Consider the following 22,003-nt stretch of genomic DNA (forward strand, 5'->3'; position numbering starts at 1 on the left):
GCAATAATCGGGTTTAGTAGTCCTTTAAGCAACGCACTGAAAATGCGTGGTATTACTAGATCCCCAGCCAGATTGGGCTTTAAGGATGTGTCCTGCAACTTTATTGCCTCCAAGCTTGTTCACCAGATCGTTCCATTCTGTCTGATTCGGCAAATGCCATCCTTCAGGGCGCACTCCCTGCGTTCTTTCTGGAGGATCACAGATTACTCCGTATTCGCATTGGTCTATATTGATGGCGGTGTCCCATCTGTAGAGGTATCCATGGGTTTCACAGTTGGTTGAATCCATGTCATAGCAGTAGCTGTATCTACCTTCAACCGGATAATCAAGATTTTGCGCAGTCCAGACTTGGTTGGATATTCGGATGGTCTTGTATACCTTGTTATTTCTCTCGTCCAAGATTACTCCGTATTCTCCCTCAGTCAGGAGTTTCTGGTTTCCGTATTGTTTGTTACAGGATTACTTGACTCGTCGTCTCCACAGGCGACTAGTATAGACGCTGTGGTAAAGCCAATGATGGCTGCCTTTATAGGGTGTTCAAAAATAATCATGATTCCTCCGTCCCAATGAGATAATTCCTGTGGGTAAATGTAGTATACCCCCCCCTAGCCATTACCTGTAGGAAATTACCGTTGTATAACATGAATGTTAGTTAAATCTAACTTACAGTACTGGTCCGACCTCAAAATCAGCGTTATTCGCCTGTTTTCACTCTCGTCTCTCGTCTCTCGTTTCTCGTCTTTTTCTAAATTTGGCCCGTATGTTTACTGGTATTATTCAAAGTACGGGAACCATCCTTTCTCTGGAAACGAGAGGGGATGCGCTGACCATGCGCTTATCCGCACCCGGTTTCTTTAAGGGTTGCAATTTGGGCGATAGTGTCGCTAACGATGGCGTGTGCCTTTCCATTGAAAGCTGCACCGACGACGAGGCTACCTTCTGCCTGATGCACCAGACGGTGGAAAACACCTCTTTCAAGCAAGCTGAACCGGGAAAACTTGTGAATCTTGAAAAGGCCTGCAGGGCAGATTCCTTTATGGGCGGTCATTTTGTGATGGGCCATGTGGATACTTCCGTGAAGGTCTTGGCCGTTGCCAATCGCGAAACGGGCGTGGAAGTGGATTTGGAACTCCCTAAGGACTTGCGCCGCTATGTAATTCGTCGCGGTTCCGTGTCCTTGAACGGCATTAGCCTTACGGTGGCCGAAAAGTTCGAGGATTCCATCCGCGTATGCATTATTCCCGAAACGCTGGCCCGCACCAATTTGCGTAACTGGGTTCCCGGTACTATTGTGAATGTAGAAGTAGATATGCTTGGCAAATATATCGAAAATTATTTGAAGGAGCGTGACCTTGCTTAATACGATCGAAGAAGCCCTTGAAGACTTCAGGGCCGGTAAATTCCTCATTGTCGTCGATGACGAAGATCGTGAAAATGAAGGCGACTTTGTAATCGCCGCCGAAAAGATTACACCGGAAAAGGTGAATTTCATGCTCCACGAAGGCCGTGGCGTTCTTTGCTGCCCGCTGCCTATCAAGCGTTGCCACGAATTGAATCTGACTCGTCAGACCGCAGAAAACACATCCATTCTGGGTACCCCGTTCACTATCATGGTGGATAAGATCGAAGGTTGCTCCACTGGCGTTTCTGCCCATGACCGTGCCGCCACCATTCTGGCTCTTTCCGATCCTGCTTCCAAGCCCAGCGATTTCGGCCGCCCTGGCCACATTTCTCCGCTGTACGCCCAGGAAGAAGGCGTGCTCCGCCGCGCAGGCCACACGGAAGCTGCCGTGGACCTGGCAAAGCTGGCTGGACTTCGCCCGGCTGCCGCTCTCATCGAAATCATGAACGAAGACGGCACCATGGCCCGTATGCCTCAGTTGCAGGAAGTGGCCAAGAAGTTCGACATCAAGATTATCTCTATCCACGACTTGATCGCCTACCGCCTGAAGAACGAAAAGCTGGTGCAGCGTGTGGCTGCTCCCAACGTCCCTACCAAGTACGGCGAATTCAAGGCCTACGCCTACCGCAGCTCCACCGACGGTGTGGAACATGTGGCCTGGGTTGCTGGCAATCCGGATTTCAACAAGCCGGTTTATGTTCGCGTCCATAGCGAATGCCTGACGGGCGATATTTTCGGCAGCATGCGCTGCGACTGCGGTGAGCAGTTGGAAGCCTCCATGAAGTTCATTGGTGAACATGGGGGAGTGCTCCTTTACCTCCGCGGCCAGGAAGGTCGTGGTATTGGCCTCTGCAACAAGCTCCGCGCTTATGAATTGCAGGAAAAGGGCCTGGACACCGTAGAAGCCAACATCAAGCTGGGCTTCAAGTCTGATTTACGCCAGTATGGTACCGGCGCACAGATCTTGGCTGACCTGGGTGTGAAGCAGATGCGTTTGCTCACCAATAACCCCAGCAAGATCAATGGTATTTCCGCTTACGGTCTTGAAATCGTGGAACGTGTTCCTATCGAAATCAAGCCCAATAACATTAACCGTTTCTATCTGCGAACCAAGAAAGAAAAGATGGGCCACGACCTGAAGTTGGACGAGGCTTAAGGGAGTATTATGAACGAACTGAAGAATTCTCTGAATGGAACTGGCCTGAAGGTGGCGATCGCCGTGGCCCGCTTTAATGAAATCGTGACGGATAAACTGCTGGATGGTGCACTCCGCCAGCTGCAGATCCTTGGCGTAGATGAAAAGGATATTACCGTGGCTCATGTTCCGGGCGCTTTTGAACTGCCGGGTATTTGCCGACGCATGGCGGATTCCAACAAGTTTGATGCCGTTATGGCACTAGGTGCAGTTATCCGTGGCGAAACTGGCCACTACGACGTGGTTGTGAACAATTCTACCAGCGGTATTGCCGGTATTGCCGCCGAAGGCAAGGTTCCCATGATTCTGGGGATCCTCACTACCGATACCGTAGACCAGGCTATGAACCGCGCAGGCCTTAAGGCTGGCAACCTGGGTTGCAGCTGGGCTTCTACCGCCGTCGAAATGGCAAACCTCTACAAGCAGATTTAATAAAAAAAGAAACGTAAACTGAGACTTATAAAAAACGAGAAAGTTTTATGGCACAAGTAAGTTTTAGACCCGCCCGCGTATTTGCAATGCAGTTGCTGTACGCCATGGAAATCACCGGACAGACTGTGGCTCAGGCCCTTCCTGGAGTTCTTGAAGCTCAGGAAATTCACGACAACCAGAAGAAGTATGGCATGAGACTGGTGGACCTGATCCAGGAACACCGCGCTGACCTTGACGAAAGCATCAAGGCTGCCGCCGCTCATTGGGAACTGGACCGTATGGCCAGCCTGGATCGTATTCTTCTGCGAATCGCCATGGTGGAACTGACTTACATTCCCGAAGTCCCCATGAAGGTGGCTATTTCCGAAGCGGTTCAGATTGCTGCCAAGTTCAGCACTGATTCTTCCTCGTCTTTTGTTAATGGTTTGCTGACCGGCTTCTTGCAGAGCCGCGGCATCGTGATTCCGGGTACTAAGGAGAAGTAACGTGTTCAATAAAGAAAAGTGGATGAAGCATATTTTTGCAGGTATCACCTGCTTGGTTGCCTTGGTTGTCTATGCCATGACCATGGCTCCCACCGTTTCCTTCTGGGACTGCGGTGAATTCGTGGCCTGTGCTAACACCCTCGGTATTCCCCATCCTCCTGGAACCCCCTTCTTCGTTTTCTTTGCCCGTGCAGTAATTGTTCTTCTGCCTTTTGTTGAAGAAATCGCAAAGCGCGTGAACTACATTTCTGTGGTTAGCTCCGCTGCGACTGTTTATGTTACCGCCCTTTTCGCCTGGGAACTTCTGGCAACCGTCCTTAAGACCGACGCCCTTGCTCAAAAGATCTCCGAAAAGGTTCGTTATATTGTTCTCGGTACCGCAGCCCTGGTGGCTGGTTTCTTGCTGACCTTCTCTGATACCTTCTGGTTCAACGCCGTGGAAGCTGAAGTTTACGGCATTGCCATGCTCATCTTGATGCTGGTGTCTTACCTGGGTCTGGTCTGGTACAACAAGCGCGAAGATGAAGATTATGCAAACCGCATTCTGATTTTCATTTGCTACATCGCATTCCTCGGTGTTGGCGCTCACTTGTACACAATGCTTACCGTTCCTGCCGTGTTTGCCTTGCTGCTGGTGGCAGAACCTAAGAAGATTGTGGAACGCATTCCTGTGTGGATCACCGGTACTCTCCTGTGCTCCGTGATTTACATGGTGTCCGCCTTTATTGAAATTTCCCTGGGTTGCCTTGTGGTCTTGGCTATCCTCAGTGTTGCAAAGCCTTTCCGCCCGCGCATGAACAAGGCTGTACGCCTTTCTCTTGCCTTTGCTTTCTTTGCCCTGATTGGTTACAGCACTCATCTTTATATTCCTATCCGATCTGAACTGAACCCCACCATCGACGAAAATAACCCGGAAATCAACATCCGCGATGATCAGGGCAACCTGCAGTTGGGTAACCTGTTCAAGGCTGAAAACTGGGATGCCTTTAACGCCTTTATCGAACGTAAGCAATATGGCTCCGAAAGCATGATTAGCCGTGCCTTCTACCGCCGTGCCCGTACCGCCCATCAGTTCCTCAGCTTCCCTCATATGGGTTACGGTGGATACCAGATGGCCCAGTACCTGCCTTACAAGGTGGGCGAGGTGAACTATGCCAATGGCGTTTACACCTTTGATTCTGCAGACAATCAGCCTGTGGAACGCTTTGGTTTCAAGTTCCCCACTCAGATGAGCTTCATGGGCGATGCTGTCTTGCCGCAGCTCTTGATCTTCCTCATCTTTAACGGTCTTATCGTTATGGTTTGCGTCTTTATCTGGAGACGTAACAAGAAACTTGGCGTATTTACTTCTATTCTTTATGCCCTTTGCTCTCTCGGTTTGCTGTTCTACATCAACTTCGCCGATGGCACCCGTATGGAACAGCGTGACCATGACTACTGGGTCAGCGTCATGACTCGTAATGTTCAGGATCTGAATTCTCGTGGTGTAGGCATTAACGCCCTGCCGGATCCCAACGAACTGATCGACATGCGTCAGAATATCGAACATACCAAGATCCGCATCGAAATGCTGAAGGGTCGCGAAAATACCCAGGGTCGTATTGCTGAATTGCAGAAGCAGCTGGAAACATACACCAACTCCTCTGTATGGCAGAACTGGACCAAGATCGAACAGGGCTTTGCCCAGGTGGGTAGCCGCGCACCGTTCCCCGAATCCGTTCATCTCGAAGTTCGCGAACGTGACTACTTCTATACTCCGGCCTTCATTTTCATGAGCCTCATCTTCGGTATCGGCGCTGGTATCCTGGTGTTCCTTTGCGCTACCGGAACTATGCCTACCTTGGCCGCTCCGCTGGCAGCCGCCCTGGTGCTTGTTTCCTTTGTAATTCCCTGTGCTTCCAACTACAAGGAACATGACCGTTCTGGCCTGTGGGTTCCCTGGGATTACGCATTCAACCTGCTGAACAGCTGCCGCCCCAACGCCATCCTCTTTACCAATGGCGATAACGACACCTTCCCGCTGTGGTTTGCACAGGAAGTGGCCGGAGTCCGTAAGGACGTGCGCGTGGTGAACCTGTCTCTGGGTAACACCGACTGGTACATCAAGCAGATGCTTGAAAACGAACCGATTCTTAAGCTGAGCTACACCAAGGAAACCATTGATAGCGATATGGTTCTTGATAATAGTTCCGCAAACAATCCCAACCACCAGACTTCTACTTGGGTCAAGAAGGCTCAGCGCCTGATGCCTCAGCTGAAGAGCCGCATCGACGCTATGGAAGGTCAGCAGCTGTCTGCCGCAGATTCTGTTAAGCTGCTGCAGTTCAAGGTCCACTATCAGGTTTGGGATGCCTTTACTGAATGGGCTGCCCGTACTCGTAGTTCCATGATGCTGACCCAGCATAAGCTGGTTGTCGATCTTGCTCTCCAGAATATGGATCGCCCCATTGAAATTTCTACCACCGTTGGAACCTCCAACTTCATGGGTCTCGAAAAGTACATGGTCCAGGAAGGCATGGTCTACAACCTGGTGAAGGGTGACCTGAATCCCAAGCGTAATGCATTTGACGCAGCCTATACCGCAAACCTTATTGATAACGTCTATAAGTACCGCGGACTTGGTGATGGTACCGCCTATATCAATGACGAAACCATCCGTCTTCTGTCCAGCTACATTTCTCTGTACCTGCAGATTTCCTTCGATGCTCGCGACAAGATCGAAAAGCTCCGCAACAGCCATCCCTTTACAGCCGACAAGAAGGCTCAGGTGGATAGCCTTGCTACAGCCTCCGCCAAGTATTTGGAAATGGGCATTAAGCAGTTCCCCGATGAATGGCGTAACTACTGGGCTGCCGCATTCGTCTACCAGGCTGCAGGTATGAAGCAGCAGGCTATCGAAGTGGCTAACCGCGGTCTCGAAGCCGTTCCGTCCTTCGAAGAAGGTGGCCGCGCCCGCTTGATGATGGCTATCCGTCAGGCAGAAACCCTTTCCGACGAACCTCTGAAGGTTGAAGAACCGGCTCCTGCCGCTGATTCTGCAGCCCCTGCCGATAGCGCAGCCTCTGCGGTTATCGCTGCTGCAAACTAACTGTTGAAACTTGAAACTCGAAACTAGCGATTTTATATGGATTTAAGTCTTGTTATCCCGGTGAAGGAAGAAAGCGAAAATCTTCCGGATCTTCTTAAGGAAATCGTTGCCGCTATTGAACCCACTGGCTTTACCTACGAAGTCATTATCATTGATGATGGTAGCCGTGACAGCACTTGGGAAGTGGTGGAGTCCCTGTCGAAGGAATATTCCTTCCTGAAGGCTTTCCGCTTCCAGTTCAATTGCGGTAAGGCTGCTGGCTTGGCTTTCGGATTCTCCAAGGCTACCGGCAAGTATGTGGCGACCCTTGATGGCGATCTTCAGGACGATCCTCTTGAAATTCCCAAGATGATTAAGATCCTCGATGAGGGATATGATCTGGTTTCGGGTTGGAAGATCCGTCGCCTGGATCCCTGGCACAAGACTTGGCCTTCCAAGTTGTTCAACTTGACTGTGTCTGCAGTTTGCGGACAGCGCCTCCACGATTTTAACTGCGGCATCAAGGCTTACCGCAGTTCCGTGGTCCGCTTCATTCACCTGTATGGCGATTTCCATCGCTTTATTCCGGTGATGGCCAAGTGGCAGGGTTTCCGCATTACCGAAATGCCTGTGGCTCATCGAGCACGCGTTCATGGCGTTTCCAAGTATGGCGTTTCCCGTCTGGTTTCTGGATTCCTGGATTTGCTTTCTCTCATGTTCCTGCGCAGCTTTGCCGCAAAGCCCTTGCATTTCTTTGGCTTGCTTGGCTTGATCTTTATGCTGGCCGGTTTTGGCATTTGTGGCTACTTCGGCTATGAATGGATTAAGTTGGGCGCCCTGCATGTTCGCCCCCTCTTGCTGGCTGGCGGTTTCTCCCTGGTCATGGGCGTGCAGTTCTTTAGTCTTGGGCTTCTTGGTGAAATGATGAATGGAAACAAGAAACAGACTTATCCTGTGGCGGAATCCATTAACGACAAGTAATGTTTGTTATTTTAACTGTTGATTTTTGATTAGAAACGTTTTGGAGTACAAAAGCATGTCTTATCCTAAGAGTTTGGTAATTGTTCCCACCTACAACGAGAAGGAAAATATCCTGCTGATCATGTCTGCTATCTTGAAGCAGAACGAATGCCTGGAAATCCTGGTGGTGGACGATGGATCTCCCGATGGTACCGGAGACATGGTTGAAGCGGAAGCTGCAAAGAATCCCCGCATCCATCTTCTTCGCCGTCCCGGCAAGATGGGCCTGGGTTCTGCTTATGTGACTGGCTTCAAGTGGGCTCTTGAACGTGACTTCGAACGCGTCTTTGAAATGGATGCCGACTTTAGCCACAATCCTGCCGACTTGAACCGCTTCCTGGAAGCTGCAGAAAATGGTGCTGACCTTGTGCTGGGTAGCCGTTATCTGGATCGTAAGATTAGCGTGGTCAACTGGGATCTGAAGCGTTTGATTCTTAGCTATGGCGCTAATGTCTACACCCGTATTGCAACTGGTCTTCCCATTAGCGATGCTACCGGTGGATTCAAGTGCTACTGTCGTAGCGCCCTGCAGGCTCTGAACCTGGACAAGATGAAGAGCGATGGCTACTGCTTCCAGATTGAAACTACCTTCAAGATTTGGAAGAAGGGACTTACCGTCAAGGAAATTCCCATCGTGTTTACCGACCGTACCCGCGGCACTTCCAAGATGAGCGGTGGCATTATTTCTGAAGCATTCTTCCTGGTCCTTAAGCTGCGTCTGGGTTTGGCATAATCTAAACAAGGGTGTTCCATGGCTGTAGATTATTCCTGCTCCGTTATTATTGTCGCCTACAATTCCTGTGACTTTATTCCTGCCTGTCTAAAGTCCGTCCGTGACGCAAGTGAAGGCTTGGATACCCAGGTCATTGTGTTGGACAATGGTTCGCCTGAACCCATATCTGCAGAAATCAAGGCGTTCTTCCCTGAAGTCCTGTGGATAGATTCCAAGGAAAATCTGGGCTTTGGTAAGGGATGTAATCTTGCTGTAAAGTCGGCTACCAACCCCTATCTGTTCTTTATCAATCCGGATACTCTCGTTTCCAAGGATTCCTTCCGCAAGATGCTGGAATTCGTGCAGGAACATCCGGAAACGGGTCTTGCCGGCAGCCGTATCCTGAATGAGGATGGTTCCCTGCAATTGGCTTGCCGCCGTTCGTTCCCCACGGCGTTCTCTGCCATTTCAAAGACGGTGGGGCTGGCCGCCTTGTTTCCCAAGAGCAAGCTGTTTGCTTCCTACAACATGACCTACGCCGACCCCGAAGAGGTTACGGAAGTGGATGCCATCAGCGGATCCTTCTTCTGCATGCGTCGTGACTTGTACGAACAGCTGAAGGGCTTTGATGAAGACTTCTTCATGTATGGTGAGGACCTGGACCTTTGCTTCCGTGCAAAAGTGGCTGGTTTCAAGAACTATTACACTCCGGCAACCAATATCCTTCATTTCAAGGGACAGAGCTGCAAGACTCGCCGTTGGAAATCCTATGTGGATTTCTACAAGGCCATGATTATTTTCGTGAAGAAGCATAAGGACTTGTACTTTGTGCCGACACTGTTTGTGACTTTGGGTATCCTGTTTGCTGCCTTTGTGGGAATGTTCTCCCGCCTGATTCCAAAGTTCTGGAAAATCTTCCTGGATTTGGGTGTGGTGGCTCTGTGGGGACTTGTGGCCAACGTCCATTTTGAAAACGGCTGGTTGATTGCGGGTGTTGTAGCCTTGATCAATATCGTCTTCCTTACCTTTAGGGGGGAGTACGCTAACGGTAGTTTGAAGGGGGAGAGATTTATCCGCTTTCTGCTACCTCTAAATATACTGGCTGTGGCAGGAGTCTGTTTGCCTTATTTGTTGCCTCTGGACGACATGCCTAGCGCTAAGAGTCACTTTATTCACGCTCTGCTTGAATTGGAAGTGTCCTGCTTATTTATCCCCCTGGCCCTCAAGGCCTGGCGTCGTGTGGCTTTCTGGATAAACTATTTCTACCGCATTTTTGCCAAGAAACGTCATCGTTCCATTTTGCTGGGCGGCTCCCAGGATTCTCTGGACAACTGGTTTGACCGTTACAACGTGATTCCCGGTATCGAAATTCTGGGTTGCGTATCCAATGACCCTAAGGCGGTTTCCGAAAGCAATCGTCAGCACCTGTTGGGCCCCCTTTCCAGTATGGAGTCTGTTTGCAATCGAACTGGCTGCCGCGAACTTCTGGTGGTGTCCAATTTCTCTGGATATTGTGAGCCCTACGACGTAAATTGGCTTGAAAAGTTGGGTTTACGTGTGTTTTTGCTCATAGGAAACGGAAAAGATGGCGATTATGCCCTTGTAAACCTTAAATACCTCCATTAGGTCTACAACGTTTTCGCGAAATGATATTATTTTTGTGTAAGTAATTGGTAATAAAGGTCTTATGTTAGATTCTAAGCTTTTGGATATTATTTGCTGCCCCGAAACTCGTGCAGCCCTCAAGTTGGCAGATAGCGAACGTCTTTCTGCCTTGAATAGTGCTATTTCTGCCGGAACCCTCAAGAATGTGGGGGGTGAAACAATTACTGAATCCTTGACCGAGGCTTTGATTACTGCTGACGGTTCTAGGGTTTACCCTGTCCGTGAAGGAATTCCTGTCCTTTTGTCTGACGAAGCAATTTTGCTCTAATTGTAGAGGTGTTTATGGCGGTGACGTTGGAATCTCTAAAAAAGTCTGTAGGCAAGAAAAACAGTAAGTCCAAGATTTTTGCCTGGCTTGCCGATATGGAACTTGCTGCAGGTGATTTGGACACTGCTCTTCAGAGAGTCAACGGTGGTTTGACCCTTTATCCTGGTGATATTGCGGCTAGACTTGTTCGTTCCAAGATTCTCTTTCAGAAAGAAGAATTTGAAGATTGCGTACAGGAATGCACCAACATTCTTGTGATGGATCCGTTTAACCTGGCTGCCCAAAAGATTATGGGCGACGCTTATGATCGCCTGGGAAATGTCGCCGAACGTAACCGCTGCTACCGTCGCTACCATGACATGGATCCCCTGAACAAGTTCTGGAAGGATGAATACGATGTCATTCCTGAGGCTGCAGTCGTGGCCGAAGCCGCTGCTGTTGCTGGCGCCGCTACCGAAGAAGTTTCTGGTGGCTTTGACGTTCCGTCTGATGGTGACGATTCTCTGAACTTCAATCTTTCTGATGCCCTGTCATCCGGAAATGATGATGAATCCTCCGATGGTGGTCTTTTCGAAAAATCCAATTCTAATACTGGACTCTTTAGCGGTCCTGATGATTCTGCTGACGATGAATCTCTTGGGGGAGGCTTGTTTGAAAAGTCTAACTCCGGTGGCCGCTCCTTTGAAAAGGCCTTTGGTGAAGCTTTCGGCGAAACCTCTGACGATGATGTTGCTTCTGAAAGCATGGGTTCGTCGGGTTTGTTCAGCTCCGGTATGCAGGAGGATGACGCTCCTGCAGAACAGTCTTCCTCTTTTGGTTTTGGCTTTGCTTCAGAGAGCAGTTCGTCTAACGATGATGATCCGTTTGCTGCTCTTGCCGCCATGCTTCCGAACAGCGATTCCGGTGATGATGCCGCAATCGATGAACTGACTGCTTCGCTTGATTCTGTTATGGATTCCATTAGGGCTGACGATGATATCGATAAGCCCATTGAAGAATTCCCTGCAGATGACAATGTTTCCGGCAACGATGTTAATGCCGCCCTGTCGGATATGTTCGGCCTAGATGATGATCTTGAAGCCGAAGAAATGCCTGCTCCCAAGGCTGCTGATTTCTCTGCATCTGTTGTGGATGAAGCTGCCGAAGCAAATGCATCCAAGATTTTTGAAAGCCAGTCTACAGCTTCTGCTGACAAGCCCCTGAGTGTAGATGACGCCTTCGATTCTATTTTCGGTGAAGATGAACTTCCTGAAGAATTCGGTTCCGCACCTGCAGCCTCTGCTGCAGCTCCTGCCGCTCCGGCACCCGTAGAACCGGCTGCCGAAGAATCTTCCTTGTTTGAAAAGTCATCTTCTTTTGCCGATGATTCCTTCTCTTCTTTGACTTCCTTCGAAGAACCCGCTGCACCTGCAGCTCTGGAAGAACCTGCCGCTCCGGCTGCACCTGCCGCAGACAAGCCCTTGAGCGTGGACGATGCCTTTGATTCTATTTTCGGCGAAGATGAACTTCCTGATGAATTTGGTTCTGCACCTGCCGCTCCGGCTGCACCTGTTGAAGCCGCAGCACCTGTAGAAACAATTGCTCCTGCTGCCGAACTTGCTGACGAGCCGGCTGGTTTCTCGATGTTTGAAAAGTCCGCCGATGCAGACTTTAGCACTACATCTCTGGATTCCATGTCAGACGAACCTCTGTCTGAATCTATTTCCGCTTTGTCTGATATTCCTGCCGTACCGGAGGCTCCGGTCGCAGCCGCTCCCGCTGCCGATAAGCCTGTGAGCGTGGATGACGCCTTTGGATCTATTTTCGGTGAAGATGAACTTCCCGAAGAAAATCTCTTTGAAAAGTCCAGCGAATCATCTGAACTGTCTCTTGGCGGTGATGACAATCTCTCCTTCGACGCTCCGGTTGACATGCTTGCCGAAGGTCAGGCTGAACAAGCTGCAGAAGAAACATTTGAAGTTCCTGCCCTAGAAACTACCGAAGAACCGAAGTTTGTATCGGAAGTGGATGTTCCTTCCGATCCGCAGATCGCTTCTCCCATGTCGTTCATGGATGACGATTCTGAAGTTGGTTCTGCTTTCAATTCCATCTTTGGCGCGGATGATGATCTGCCCGAGGAAAAGGCTGAAAATACACTTGTTGAACAAGTTAATTTGGCTGAATCGGAATTGACTATGCCCGAAGCCCCTGTTTCCGAAAAACAGGAATCTACTGATATTGCTCAGGAAATGGGCGGTGCATTTGCATCCATGTTTGGTGATGACGATGATTTGGATTTGCCTGGCATGAATTCAGAAACCGAATCGTCTGACTTGAATTTTGAATCCGCACAGCAGCTCACGACTGCCGCTGTAGAAGAATCTCTGCAGAATCCTGCATCGGGTAATTTGGAAACGGATTTGAATAAGTCCTTCGACAGTCTTTTTGGTGGCGATGATGATTTTGTCGCCCCTGAGGTTGGTTCCGCGGCTCCTTCTGAAGTTGCTCCTGAGGCAGACGTTTCTTTCGTCGAAAAGCCCGTTGCCGGAAATCCGGACCTGGCTTCTCTGGAAAGTGAAGTTTCCGGTGCCTTTAAGGGTCTGTTCGACATGGAAGATGATGCGCTGACCGAAACACCCAAGACTACTGGCAGCGGCATGGATTTCTTGATGTCAGGTGACTCTGACGATGAAATCACTGCTGGCCTTGTAAAGAATCCGGATGCTCCTATCGAAAGGGGCGCACTGAATCTTGATGATAGCATGGGAACTAGAACCTTGGCAGAAATCTATTTTGACCAGGGACTTTATGCCGACGCTCTCAAGATGTACCAGGAACTGGTTCAGCGTGAACCTGGTGATCGGGAACTTGCGGCCCGTAAGGATGAAATTGAAAAGATTTTCCGTGACAAGTTTGGAGGTAACACCTAATGGCAGAACAGGCTCAGCTTCGTATTGAACAGCTCTTGCGCGAAATGGTGAATCGCAAGGCTTCTGATATGCACATTCGCGTGGGTGTACCTCCGGTCTACCGTATTAACGGTGCCCTGACTAAACCTTTCGACATCCGCGTCGATGGCGGTATGATGGATTCCTTCCTGGATGATATCATGAATCGTGACCAAAAACTGCGTTTTGAACAGAATAAGGAATGCGACTTTGCTGTGGGCGCCCGCGATATGGGTCGTTTCCGTGTGAACGTGTTCCGTCAGCGCGGTTCCATCGCTATCGTTATCCGTCATATTAAGGCAAAGATTCCTCCCTTCGAAGAACTGCACTTGCCTGAAATCATCAAGAAGTTGGCTTTGACCAAGCGCGGCCTTATTCTGGTGACGGGTACGACGGGTTCTGGTAAGTCTACCACCTTGGCTTCTATGCTGGATTACATTAACCAGAGCGAAGCGGTGAACATCATTACCGTTGAAGATCCTATCGAATACCTCTATAAGGATAACGTCGCCATTATTTCTCAGCGTGAAATTGGCGTAGATACCCTTTCTTATGCGAATGCCCTTCGTGCCGCTCTTCGTCAGGACCCTGACGTTTTGCTGGTGGGCGAAATTCGTGACCTGGAAACCATGCAGATTGCCATGACCGCTGCTGATACCGGTCATATGGTGTTTGCTACGATTCATACCACCAACGCAACTGAAACTATTCACCGTGTGCTTTCTATGTACCCGCCGCACCAGCATGATGAAATCCGTCTGCTTCTGGGTGAAGTTCTGGCGGGCATTATTTCTCTGCGCTTGCTGCCCACCAAGGATGGCAAGGGTCGTGTTCCCGCAGCAGAAATTCTGGTGAACACCGGTGCCGTTCGTGAGTACATCCAGGACAAGGATAAGAACGATCTTATTGAAGAAGCTATCGCTGATGGTCATATGCAGTACCAGAGCCAGACCTTTGACCAGGCCTTGCTGGAACTGTATCAGACCGAACAGATTACCCTTGAAACTGCAATGAATGCCGCTACCAACCGTGATGACTTCGATCTTAAGATCCGCGGTATTTCCGGCACTTCTGATCGCGGCTGGATGTAATCGTTCTAGACCTTGCGAATATTTCCGCAAATTTTGCAAAGAACACCGGTTAAAAGCCGGTGTTTTTTTTGTTTTCCTCAGGGGTAAACTGCGCGGAATTTGATTGCTGGGGGAGGTGTGCGCTGCTTTTGGAAAAGGACCCTCCGACGAATCGGAAGGTCCTTTGGGGGTTAGGAGGGTAATTTCTTAGTTGTAGTAAACGGTGCTTCCGTTGGGGAAGGTGACGTTCTTGCTATAACTGTTGATGTTGCTTATGGTAGAAACCTGGCTGGTGCCTTGGATGTAGCTGCCGGAAGTAGTGGGCTTGAAAGCGATGCTGGAGTTACCGTAGTAGCCGTTGGTGTTGAAGCTTACGTTGTAGCTGGTGCCCGCCTCGGACTTACTTTTGCTGAAGCCGAGAAGTGTCTTTGTGGTGAGTGTTGCTGTGCCGTCAGAGTCGAAGGAACCGCCCATGCCGCCGCTAATCTGGCATTCTACCACCACGACGCCGCCGGAAATGGTCAGTTCGCCGTTGGAGTCGATGCCGTCGGTATCACCGGAACCTGTCTTTACGTAGTGTACGCCACCGGTTACAGTAAGATGTCCGCTGGAACTGCCCATGCCGCCCATGCCTCCGCCGAATCCACCGGGACGATTGCCCCAGTTGTTGCCTCCAGTCTGCGTGCTGTTGCCGGAACCGTCATTGCCACCAGCTGCATTCCAGCCGTCATCGGAACCGTAAACGTCAGTAACGCCACCGCTGATGGTGATGTACCAGGCCTCAAGACCTTCGTAGGAGTCCTTCACGTAGACGGTACCGTTTGTGATGCGTAGGGAGGAGTCTGCATGGACTCCGTCATTGCCCTTTGCGGTAATCGTTGTAAATCCGCCGTTGAAGTCAATATTCAGATTGCTGTGGACGCCGTCGTCGCCGGAAGTCACCGTGTTTTCGCCGCCGTTGATGTAGACGCGGTTCTCGGAAACGATGCCTTTGCCCGTGGAATTCACCTTGATGGAAGGAACCGAGACGCTATCGGAAATCATCACATAGTTGAAGGCCTGAATGCCGTCATCACCGGCCTTGGTAATGTTGATGGAGCCGCCCTTGATGCTTACGATGCCCTTGCCTTCAATAATAGTGGTATCGCTTCCGTTTACGGTGCATTCATCGCTCTTGATGCCATCGCCGGAAGTGGCTATGATGGTGATGTTGCCTTTTTCAACATCTACGAGGCCCTTGCCCTTGATGCCGTTGTTCTTGGCGGTGACATTGATGGTGGTTTCGCCGCGGAAGCGGAGATCGTTGGAACTCTGGATGCCGTTATTGTAGTTGCCGGTGACGTTCAAGGTGCCGGTTCCCTTGAAGGTCATGTCGTCCTTGGAGTAGATGGCTGCGTTTGTGGTGTCTGTTTTAGTAACGCCGTTGCTGTTGACGTAGGTATGGGTCTTGGTGCGGGTGTTTCCGTCGCTTAGGGTGTTGACGGTTTCACTTTTTGCAACTACGAAAGTCTTGCTTGCCTGTTGCACGTAAATGGGAGCGTCTGCGGTGTTTTCGAGTGTGAGACCGCGAAGGTTCAGGTAGACTCCGGAATCTGCCTTGGGGGAGTTGACGCGGATCTGGGCGTCGGCTCCCTTGTAGCTACCGCTAAATTCATATTCGCCGGCGCAGGTGATTTCTACTTCGCCTCCGTTTACAGTAACGCAGCCGTTGTCATTTGTGAGGGTTGCGCCAGATGTAGCGTAGGTAATGGTGGGGGAGTTCCCGTTGGAGGCGGATTCGTAGCTGCCGCTAGAAACGGCTATGCCTGTAGAAGAGGAGCTGGCGGCCCCAACCGGATTTTCTGCGACGCTTGTGCTGGAAGCGGGAGTGTCCGTACCCTCAATGGGGTTCGTGTCGGTAGATGGGGTGCCGGCCGTGGGTTGGGTCAAGATAATCTTGTTGCAGTTGGCGTCGTACATGTAGGTGCTGCCATCTGCGCTAGAAATGACAGTGTTGATGGCGACGGTTCCGTCAACGGGATCGACGCATACTTTGGTCGCCGGAATATCGGGACTGGGATTTTCAATGGACGGATCGCCAGAAGGAGTGGTTTGTGTTGCATCTCCGATGGTGGCGTTGGTGGTGTTTCCTGCGGCGTCTACAAAATATTGCAGCTGGTTGTTTGCATCGAAGCAATAGGTCGTGTTGCTGGTTTCATCAAACAGAGAAATCAAATCACCGCACAGGCTCTGTGTGCCGGCTTCGATTCCGCCCTGACCCAGTACTTCTGCAGTGTTTGCATCGACGGAACTGTCTGAACAGCCGCCCATTAGACCGAAAGAGAGGCTTGCGAAAGCCGAAATACCCAAAAACTTCCTTGATGTCATAATAGCCCTTTGAATTGAGTTTTCCTTACACTGCCTTGAAAGATATGTTTTGATTGAATTGTCTAGATGAAATAAAATGATGAATTTTATGGTAAGCCTACTATTAAATGGGATGAATTGTTCCAGGTGGAACAAAAATGACCGAAATCGTGTTAACGTACTGGTCCCCTAGAAAAGCAGGACGAAAAAAACTAAATTTATGGTCCACGATTCTTGAAAAATCAACATCTATGAAACATTATTTCTTGAAACCCATTTGTCTTTGGGCCATTTGTTGTAGCCTAGTTGTTTCAGCTTTTGCTGCATCTCCTGTCGTAGCTCCTGAAAACGTTCGCAATTTGCGGTTGCTTGAAAATTCACCCATGCTGTTTGAATTGCATCAGGTGACAACAGGGGAGGGACGTCAGTTCTTCTCTTACCCGCGTCGCGATACCACCTTCCGCAAGAATTTCCTGAAGACCGAAGGCAATGCTCTTCTGGGTTATGATAACGTCCACGGCGGATCCATTTTAGGAAAGGGACGTAGTGCTGATAGTGCCCAACCGAGAATTGCCTTGGCCGTTTCACTGGTGGGTGGCCTGGATTATCGCGGTGGTGAGGCCTTGGGTGATACCGTTTGGCCCAGCATTGATGGTGGAATCTATCTGCGGGGGTTTGCGGATTCTGTTGATTTTGTTCTTGATGCCCGCATTTATGATGAAGGCCATTCTGCATCCAATCCGAAATCTTTTGACGGCGAATTCCTGGAAGTTCAGAAAGAGGAGAACAACTCCGGTATCGAATATACAAGCTATGCCCGCTACAGAACACACTTCGCCTTTAATCATGACTGGTTCAGGTTGGATTTAGGTCGAGATGTCTTGCACTGGGGCCCCGGCTATTACAATAACTTGTCCTTAAATCAGTTTGCGCTCCCGTACAACATGTTGACCATGGATTTGACCTTTGGTCCGTTGCGCGTTGTATCTTTCTATGCCGATCTTCGTATCTACTCCAGTATGAGTATGAAGAATAAGGATGAAAGCCGCAACCTGTTTGGACATCGTTACGAACTTGCTGTAGGGAACGGCACTTTCGGCATCAGTGAACTGCAGATGCTGTACGATAATATGAAGCCTTGGCTCTTTGTTCCTACGGCTCCGCTGTTCATGGAAAAGGGCAACTACTCCGAAGACAGCAATAATGGTTCCTTGTCCTTTGATTTCAACTATCGTCTCTTTAGGTCAGTCCGTCTGTATACGGAATTCTTCCTGGATGATATGGAAAGCCCGGTAAGCCTGGTCAAGAACGACAATATCGAGGCCAAGTGGGCTTGGATGGCAGGCCTTCAGGGGGCTCATGACTTTGTTATAAAGGGACATCTTCTGGAAGCTGGTACCATTGCGGAATACGCCCGCATCGAACCTTACGTCTATTCTCATTTCCACAAGAACACGGCCCAGTTGGCTCATCTTGGTCGCCCCATTGGCAATCAGAACGGCCCTAACAGTCAGACTATTGACTGGACTGTTTATGGTCGATTGGACCACCGCATTTTCGCTTCCCTCCGTAATACCTGGTATTGGAAGGGAACGGACTATGGTAGTGCTTTGAATGATACCACGCCTCGTGTGGACCATATGAAAATTCACAAGGATTTCCTGAATGGTGCCAAGATGGAATATTCCCTGACGCCGTCTGTAAGCTACGAAGGCGAACGCCTGTTCTATCTGGCCGAAATAACTTTGTTCAACGATGAAAAAGTCTACCTCCGCGGTGGATTTAAGTGGTAAGCTCCTATGATCAAGCCTGAACTCCTTGCCCCTGCCGGGGACCTGACCCGAATGAAGTATGCCTTTGCCTATGGTGCCGACGCCGTATACGCTGGGCAGCCCGCTTTCTCTCTGCGTGCTCGTGAAAATGGTTTTAAGAATCTGGATGATCTGGCAGAAGGTATTGAATACGCTCATAAGCTGGGCAAGAAATTCTACCTGACCAGTAACGTTATTGCCCGCAATACCAAGGTGGAGGCTTTCCAGAACGCTCTTCTGGCCGCAATCGACAAGGGCCCCGATGCGCTTATCGTTGCCGATGCCGGTATTATCGGTTGGCTTCGCCAGGTGCGCCCCAACGTAGAAGTTCATGTGTCTGTACAGGCCAACACCACGAACTACATTACGGCAAAATTTTGGCATGATTTGGGTTGTACCCGCGTGATTCTGAGCCGCGAACTTCGCCTGCCCGAAGTCCTTGAAATCAAGGAAAAGAATCCGGGGCTTGAACTGGAAGTGTTCGTGCATGGTGCTGTATGCATGTCCATGTCTGGCCGTTGCATGCTGTCTAACTGGGTGACTCATCGTGACGCTAATCAGGGTGCCTGTGACAACTCCTGCCGCATGCCTTACCGCCTATATGCCAATGAAGGTCCTCAGGTGGAAGATTACCGCGAACATGAAGGCAATTTCACCTTGCAGCGTACAGACCGCCCGGAACTGGATCCCATCGCTCTGGATGAGGATACCTGGGGTACCTATTTCATGAGCAGCCGTGATCTTTGCGCCATGGATGTGATTCCCGAATTGATGAAGAACAATCTGGAATCTTTCAAGATTGAGGGCCGAACCAAGTCTGTCTATTATCTGAGTCAGGTGGTTCGCGCCTACCGTCTTGCCATTGACGCCTGCTATGCCCAGGCCCAGGCCGGTCAGGAAATGAGTATTCCCGATGTGGCTCGCGAGGCGATTTCCTTCCTGGACGGTCGTGGTTTTATGACGGGTTTCATGAAGGGACCGCTGCCCCAGAACTATGAATCGACCCATCTGGACGCCGATGCCGGTTGTGTGGCTGCCCAGGTTCTTGATTATGACCCTGATACCCGTTCCTGCCGCGTCAATGTGAAGAATCCGTTTACGATGGATGATTCCCTGTTGTTGATGACCCCCTCTGAAATGGCCCCCTGTGAAGTGGTTTCCATGAATGATTTTAGGGGAGGCGCTGCCGACCGTCTGAATCCGGGAACTGAGGGAAGAATCTTCTTACCGGAAGGTGTAAAAATTTCTTCTGAAAATGCTAAATTCTGCTTTTTTGTGAAGAAATTCCCCAATAAATAGGAATATTTGATAAATTTAAAGCATGGCCGTAGACGAAGCTACCAAAAAACAGGACGAGCTAGAGCTTTATCAAATTGATGATAAGGCTATTGTTCCGTTTTTTGCCAGCCACCTGGATGAACTGAAAAAATTCATCCAGGAACATAAGGATCAGCATCTTTCCCTGCTGGAACTACTAAAGCAGTTCATCAGGACATATAAGCTTCCCTTTAATATGCAGCGTTATATGGCCGTGCAGACCACCTATATCAGGCAGACTCTGCAAGAGAAAATGCTTGACCGTCAGGTTGCCGTAAGCCATTGGATTCAGGAACATGCCGGCAAGCACCGCAATCGTATGATTCAGCTCCAGTGCCTGTATCTGGATCGCATTAAGGACCGCCTTCTGCCTGAAATCGAGGCCATGCTGGAACACCGGATCGAGACTCTTCAGTCTAAAATGGACCACCACGAAGAACAATAGTTCTAACTCGTTGAATTTCAAGGAATTCCGTAAAAAATGGCGAAATCTGCTTAAAAAGGGCAGGTTATTTTTTTATATGCTTTAAGATTAGATGTTTTTTGCTCCCTTGGAAAGGGCGTTTTTTTTGTCAAGAGATAGTTCAAAATTTTTCTGTTGATAAGTTGTGTTTTTTAGTGTGGTGCAGTTTTGATTGATGCGTGATTAATTGAGTGCGTAAATTGGATAGAACGGTGGATTTTGAGGTAAAAATTTTTTTTTGCCTTTTTTGATTGAAAAAACGCGTTTTATAAGAAAAATTTATGGTAAGGGCTCAATCCTGGAGCCCTTTACTTAACTTTAGACCACGTTTGTAGTTTTTCTTACTTTGGTTTTGCGTGTCGAATACTGTTTCTATTTTTGATGTTGTTGAGTCGCCCTGGAAGTCTGTGCTGGACTTGGTGCGTCAAGAATGCAACGACTATTTTGGGCTTACTATTCTCGATGCAGTCGGGTTTGATGGGGTGCGCGATGGCTATGCACTTCTGACCGTTCCTGACGAACTGCGCGAAAACTGGATCAATACCCATTACGGCGACATTCTTCGTAAGGCTTTCAGGTCTGTATTCGGCACAGAATTTGTTGATTACCGTATTCGTCAGGTGGCACCCACGGCTCCCGTTCCCGAAATGAGTTTTTCGGCCCCGGTGCCTCCGCGTCCTGTTATTGCCCGCCCCAAAAAGGTTGTAAAACGTAGACCTAAGCTAAATCTTTATGCGGCCTATACCTTTGAGAATTTTATTGAAGGTGAAAGTAATTCGACCGCCTATAAGGCTTGCAAATCTGTTTCCGAGAATCCTGGCGACCCTGCCTTGAATCCGCTGTTTGTATATGGCGATTCTGGCCTTGGTAAAACACATCTTTTGCAGTCCATTGCCGCAAGTATTCAGAAGAATCGTCCCGAGGCAAGGATTGTTTACTGCCACGCCTATGATTTCTTGCGTGATGCGACAGCAACGGCCAATGCTCTGAAAAAGAAAACGGGAAACGTGCGTGAGCTGGCCGAAGCCTTTCAGGATAAGTACGAAAATTGCGATATCCTCCTGCTGGATGATGTCCAGCTACTTGAAAGGGGTATTCGGTCCCAGGAACGCCTTGCGATCCTGATTCGTCATCTTCGTGCAGTGGGTAAGCAGGTTGTCCTTTCCTGCGATTGCCATCCGTCAAAGTTTACCATCGCAGATACCAAGGAAGATGCAAAGAAATGCGTTTCCTCGGGAATCCGCTGTATATCCACTAAGCTTTTGGCTCCCATTGAATCTTGTGTCGCCGTAGGAATTGATGAACCTGATCTGCAGACAAGAATGCGACTTATCCAGAAGATGGGTGTTTCTGTTCCCTTTGCAGATCGAGACAGGGAAGAAATCTATAGATTCCTCTCTATTCCGCGTCGTCAGAATGTTCGTGTACTTGAAGGTATGCTTCATTGGCTTGGCGCCATGAACCGTTTCTGTCAGGAAAATCTGGATTTGAATGCGGTACGTCGCTTGACTGCACCTAACGATTCCTCTGCTCGTGAGGCGTTGACCTTGAAGAGCATTGCCGAAACGGTGGCTTTTGAATTTGAAACGGACTTGATTTCCTTGGGGAGCAAGCGCCAGGATGCAGGCATTGCCTTGCCCCGTAAGGTGGCCATGTTCCTTTGCCGTGAAATGACGACGGAATCTCTCCAGAATATTGGGGCAACTTTCAACCGTGACTACGCCACAGTTATCGCCGCCATCCAGTCTTTGAAAAAGCAGATGGGTATCGATGAAAACCTTGCCCGCAAGGTTCAAGATATCCGGTATTTGCTGGAAGCCTAG

At 49.5% G+C, this 22,003-nt stretch carries 17 protein-coding genes; 15 read left to right on the forward strand and 2 right to left on the reverse strand.

Annotation, left to right across the window (positions count from 1 at the left end):
* Window positions 1-24 precede the first annotated feature (24 nt).
* Entirely contained in the window at window positions 25-399 is a 375-nt protein-coding gene (locus tag BUB73_RS07525; protein ID WP_073284795.1) for an FISUMP domain-containing protein, read from the reverse strand.
* A 361-nt stretch (window positions 400-760) separates the two neighbouring features.
* On the opposite strand from BUB73_RS07525, the gene BUB73_RS07530 reads away from it, so the two are divergent.
* The 11 genes from BUB73_RS07530 (at window position 761) to BUB73_RS07580 (ending at window position 14,264) form a co-directional block, all read left to right on the forward strand.
* Complete coding sequence (locus BUB73_RS07530) at window positions 761-1,360, forward strand: riboflavin synthase (protein ID WP_073159982.1); 600 nt, start codon at window positions 761-763, stop codon at window positions 1,358-1,360.
* Entirely contained in the window at window positions 1,347-2,558 is a 1,212-nt protein-coding gene (locus BUB73_RS07535; RefSeq protein ID WP_073284798.1) for a bifunctional 3,4-dihydroxy-2-butanone-4-phosphate synthase/GTP cyclohydrolase II, read from the forward strand. Before BUB73_RS07530 ends, BUB73_RS07535 begins: the two co-directional genes overlap by 14 nt.
* A gap of 9 nt (window positions 2,559-2,567) precedes the next feature.
* Window positions 2,568-3,029, forward strand: a complete 462-nt coding sequence (gene ribH / locus BUB73_RS07540; RefSeq protein ID WP_073159986.1) for a 6,7-dimethyl-8-ribityllumazine synthase — start codon at window positions 2,568-2,570, stop codon at window positions 3,027-3,029.
* A gap of 47 nt (window positions 3,030-3,076) precedes the next feature.
* Window positions 3,077-3,514 (forward strand): transcription antitermination factor NusB, encoded by a 438-nt coding sequence (gene nusB / locus BUB73_RS07545; protein WP_073159988.1) that lies wholly within the window; start codon window positions 3,077-3,079, stop codon window positions 3,512-3,514.
* 1 nt (window position 3,515) lies between these two features.
* Complete coding sequence (locus BUB73_RS07550) at window positions 3,516-6,602, forward strand: glycosyltransferase family 117 protein (RefSeq protein ID WP_088658714.1); 3,087 nt, start codon at window positions 3,516-3,518, stop codon at window positions 6,600-6,602.
* A gap of 36 nt (window positions 6,603-6,638) precedes the next feature.
* Complete coding sequence (locus BUB73_RS07555) at window positions 6,639-7,562, forward strand: glycosyltransferase family 2 protein (RefSeq protein ID WP_073159990.1); 924 nt, start codon at window positions 6,639-6,641, stop codon at window positions 7,560-7,562.
* A 55-nt stretch (window positions 7,563-7,617) separates the two neighbouring features.
* Window positions 7,618-8,334, forward strand: a complete 717-nt coding sequence (locus BUB73_RS07560) for a polyprenol monophosphomannose synthase (protein ID WP_073159991.1) — start codon at window positions 7,618-7,620, stop codon at window positions 8,332-8,334.
* A gap of 18 nt (window positions 8,335-8,352) precedes the next feature.
* Window positions 8,353-9,939: a glycosyltransferase family 2 protein gene (locus BUB73_RS07565; protein WP_073284801.1), complete on the forward strand. Its 1,587-nt coding sequence runs from the start codon at window positions 8,353-8,355 to the stop codon at window positions 9,937-9,939.
* Window positions 9,940-10,000: 61 nt separating this feature from the next.
* A complete protein-coding gene (locus tag BUB73_RS07570) occupies window positions 10,001-10,246 on the forward strand; it encodes a Trm112 family protein (protein ID WP_073159995.1) in 246 nt (81 codons plus the stop codon).
* 14 nt (window positions 10,247-10,260) lie between these two features.
* Window positions 10,261-13,155, forward strand: a complete 2,895-nt coding sequence (locus tag BUB73_RS07575) for a tetratricopeptide repeat protein (protein WP_073284804.1) — start codon at window positions 10,261-10,263, stop codon at window positions 13,153-13,155.
* A complete protein-coding gene (locus BUB73_RS07580; protein WP_073159999.1) occupies window positions 13,155-14,264 on the forward strand; it encodes a type IV pilus twitching motility protein PilT in 1,110 nt (369 codons plus the stop codon). The genes BUB73_RS07575 and BUB73_RS07580 overlap by 1 nt, the downstream gene beginning before the upstream one ends.
* Window positions 14,265-14,450: 186 nt before the next feature.
* Here the strand turns inward: BUB73_RS07580 and BUB73_RS07585 are convergent, their stop codons facing one another.
* The gene (locus tag BUB73_RS07585) at window positions 14,451-16,610 is read right to left on the reverse strand and encodes a carbohydrate-binding domain-containing protein (protein WP_083539691.1); all 2,160 of its coding nucleotides are present in this window, start codon (window positions 16,608-16,610) and stop codon (window positions 14,451-14,453) included.
* Window positions 16,611-16,954: 344 nt separating this feature from the next.
* On the opposite strand from BUB73_RS07585, the gene BUB73_RS07590 reads away from it, so the two are divergent.
* The 4 genes from BUB73_RS07590 to BUB73_RS07605 all read left to right on the forward strand — a co-directional run bounded on the left by BUB73_RS07590 (window position 16,955) and on the right by BUB73_RS07605 (window position 22,003).
* Window positions 16,955-18,382, forward strand: a complete 1,428-nt coding sequence (locus BUB73_RS07590; protein WP_254794929.1) for a hypothetical protein — start codon at window positions 16,955-16,957, stop codon at window positions 18,380-18,382.
* Window positions 18,383-18,388: 6 nt separating this feature from the next.
* Window positions 18,389-19,699: a U32 family peptidase gene (locus BUB73_RS07595; protein WP_073160004.1), complete on the forward strand. Its 1,311-nt coding sequence runs from the start codon at window positions 18,389-18,391 to the stop codon at window positions 19,697-19,699.
* Window positions 19,700-19,721: 22 nt separating this feature from the next.
* Window positions 19,722-20,162, forward strand: coding sequence for a hypothetical protein (locus tag BUB73_RS07600; RefSeq protein ID WP_073160006.1), 441 nt, complete (start codon window positions 19,722-19,724; stop codon window positions 20,160-20,162).
* 374 nt (window positions 20,163-20,536) lie between these two features.
* Window positions 20,537-22,003 (forward strand): DnaA ATPase domain-containing protein, encoded by a 1,467-nt coding sequence (locus BUB73_RS07605; protein ID WP_073160008.1) that lies wholly within the window; start codon window positions 20,537-20,539, stop codon window positions 22,001-22,003.

Origin of the sequence: Fibrobacter sp. UWH6 (assembly GCF_900142465.1) — a bacterium.
GTDB lineage: Bacteria > Fibrobacterota > Fibrobacteria > Fibrobacterales > Fibrobacteraceae > Fibrobacter.

Bases quoted from the DNA above. Each gene is read 5' to 3' on its own strand.
- nusB (WP_073159988.1), top strand. From the start codon at position 3,077: ATGGCACAAGTAAGTTTTAGACCCGCCCGCGTATTTGCAATGCAGTTG.
- BUB73_RS07570 (WP_073159995.1), top strand. From the start codon at position 10,001: ATGTTAGATTCTAAGCTTTTGGATATTATTTGCTGCCCCGAAACTCGT.
- BUB73_RS07585 (WP_083539691.1), bottom strand. From the start codon at position 16,610: ATGACATCAAGGAAGTTTTTGGGTATTTCGGCTTTCGCAAGCCTCTCT.
- BUB73_RS07595 (WP_073160004.1), top strand. From the start codon at position 18,389: ATGATCAAGCCTGAACTCCTTGCCCCTGCCGGGGACCTGACCCGAATG.
- BUB73_RS07600 (WP_073160006.1), top strand. From the start codon at position 19,722: ATGGCCGTAGACGAAGCTACCAAAAAACAGGACGAGCTAGAGCTTTAT.
- BUB73_RS07560 (WP_073159991.1), top strand. From the start codon at position 7,618: ATGTCTTATCCTAAGAGTTTGGTAATTGTTCCCACCTACAACGAGAAG.
- BUB73_RS07565 (WP_073284801.1), top strand. From the start codon at position 8,353: ATGGCTGTAGATTATTCCTGCTCCGTTATTATTGTCGCCTACAATTCC.
- BUB73_RS07575 (WP_073284804.1), top strand. From the start codon at position 10,261: ATGGCGGTGACGTTGGAATCTCTAAAAAAGTCTGTAGGCAAGAAAAAC.
- BUB73_RS07555 (WP_073159990.1), top strand. From the start codon at position 6,639: ATGGATTTAAGTCTTGTTATCCCGGTGAAGGAAGAAAGCGAAAATCTT.
- ribH (WP_073159986.1), top strand. From the start codon at position 2,568: ATGAACGAACTGAAGAATTCTCTGAATGGAACTGGCCTGAAGGTGGCG.
- BUB73_RS07580 (WP_073159999.1), top strand. From the start codon at position 13,155: ATGGCAGAACAGGCTCAGCTTCGTATTGAACAGCTCTTGCGCGAAATG.
- BUB73_RS07530 (WP_073159982.1), top strand. From the start codon at position 761: ATGTTTACTGGTATTATTCAAAGTACGGGAACCATCCTTTCTCTGGAA.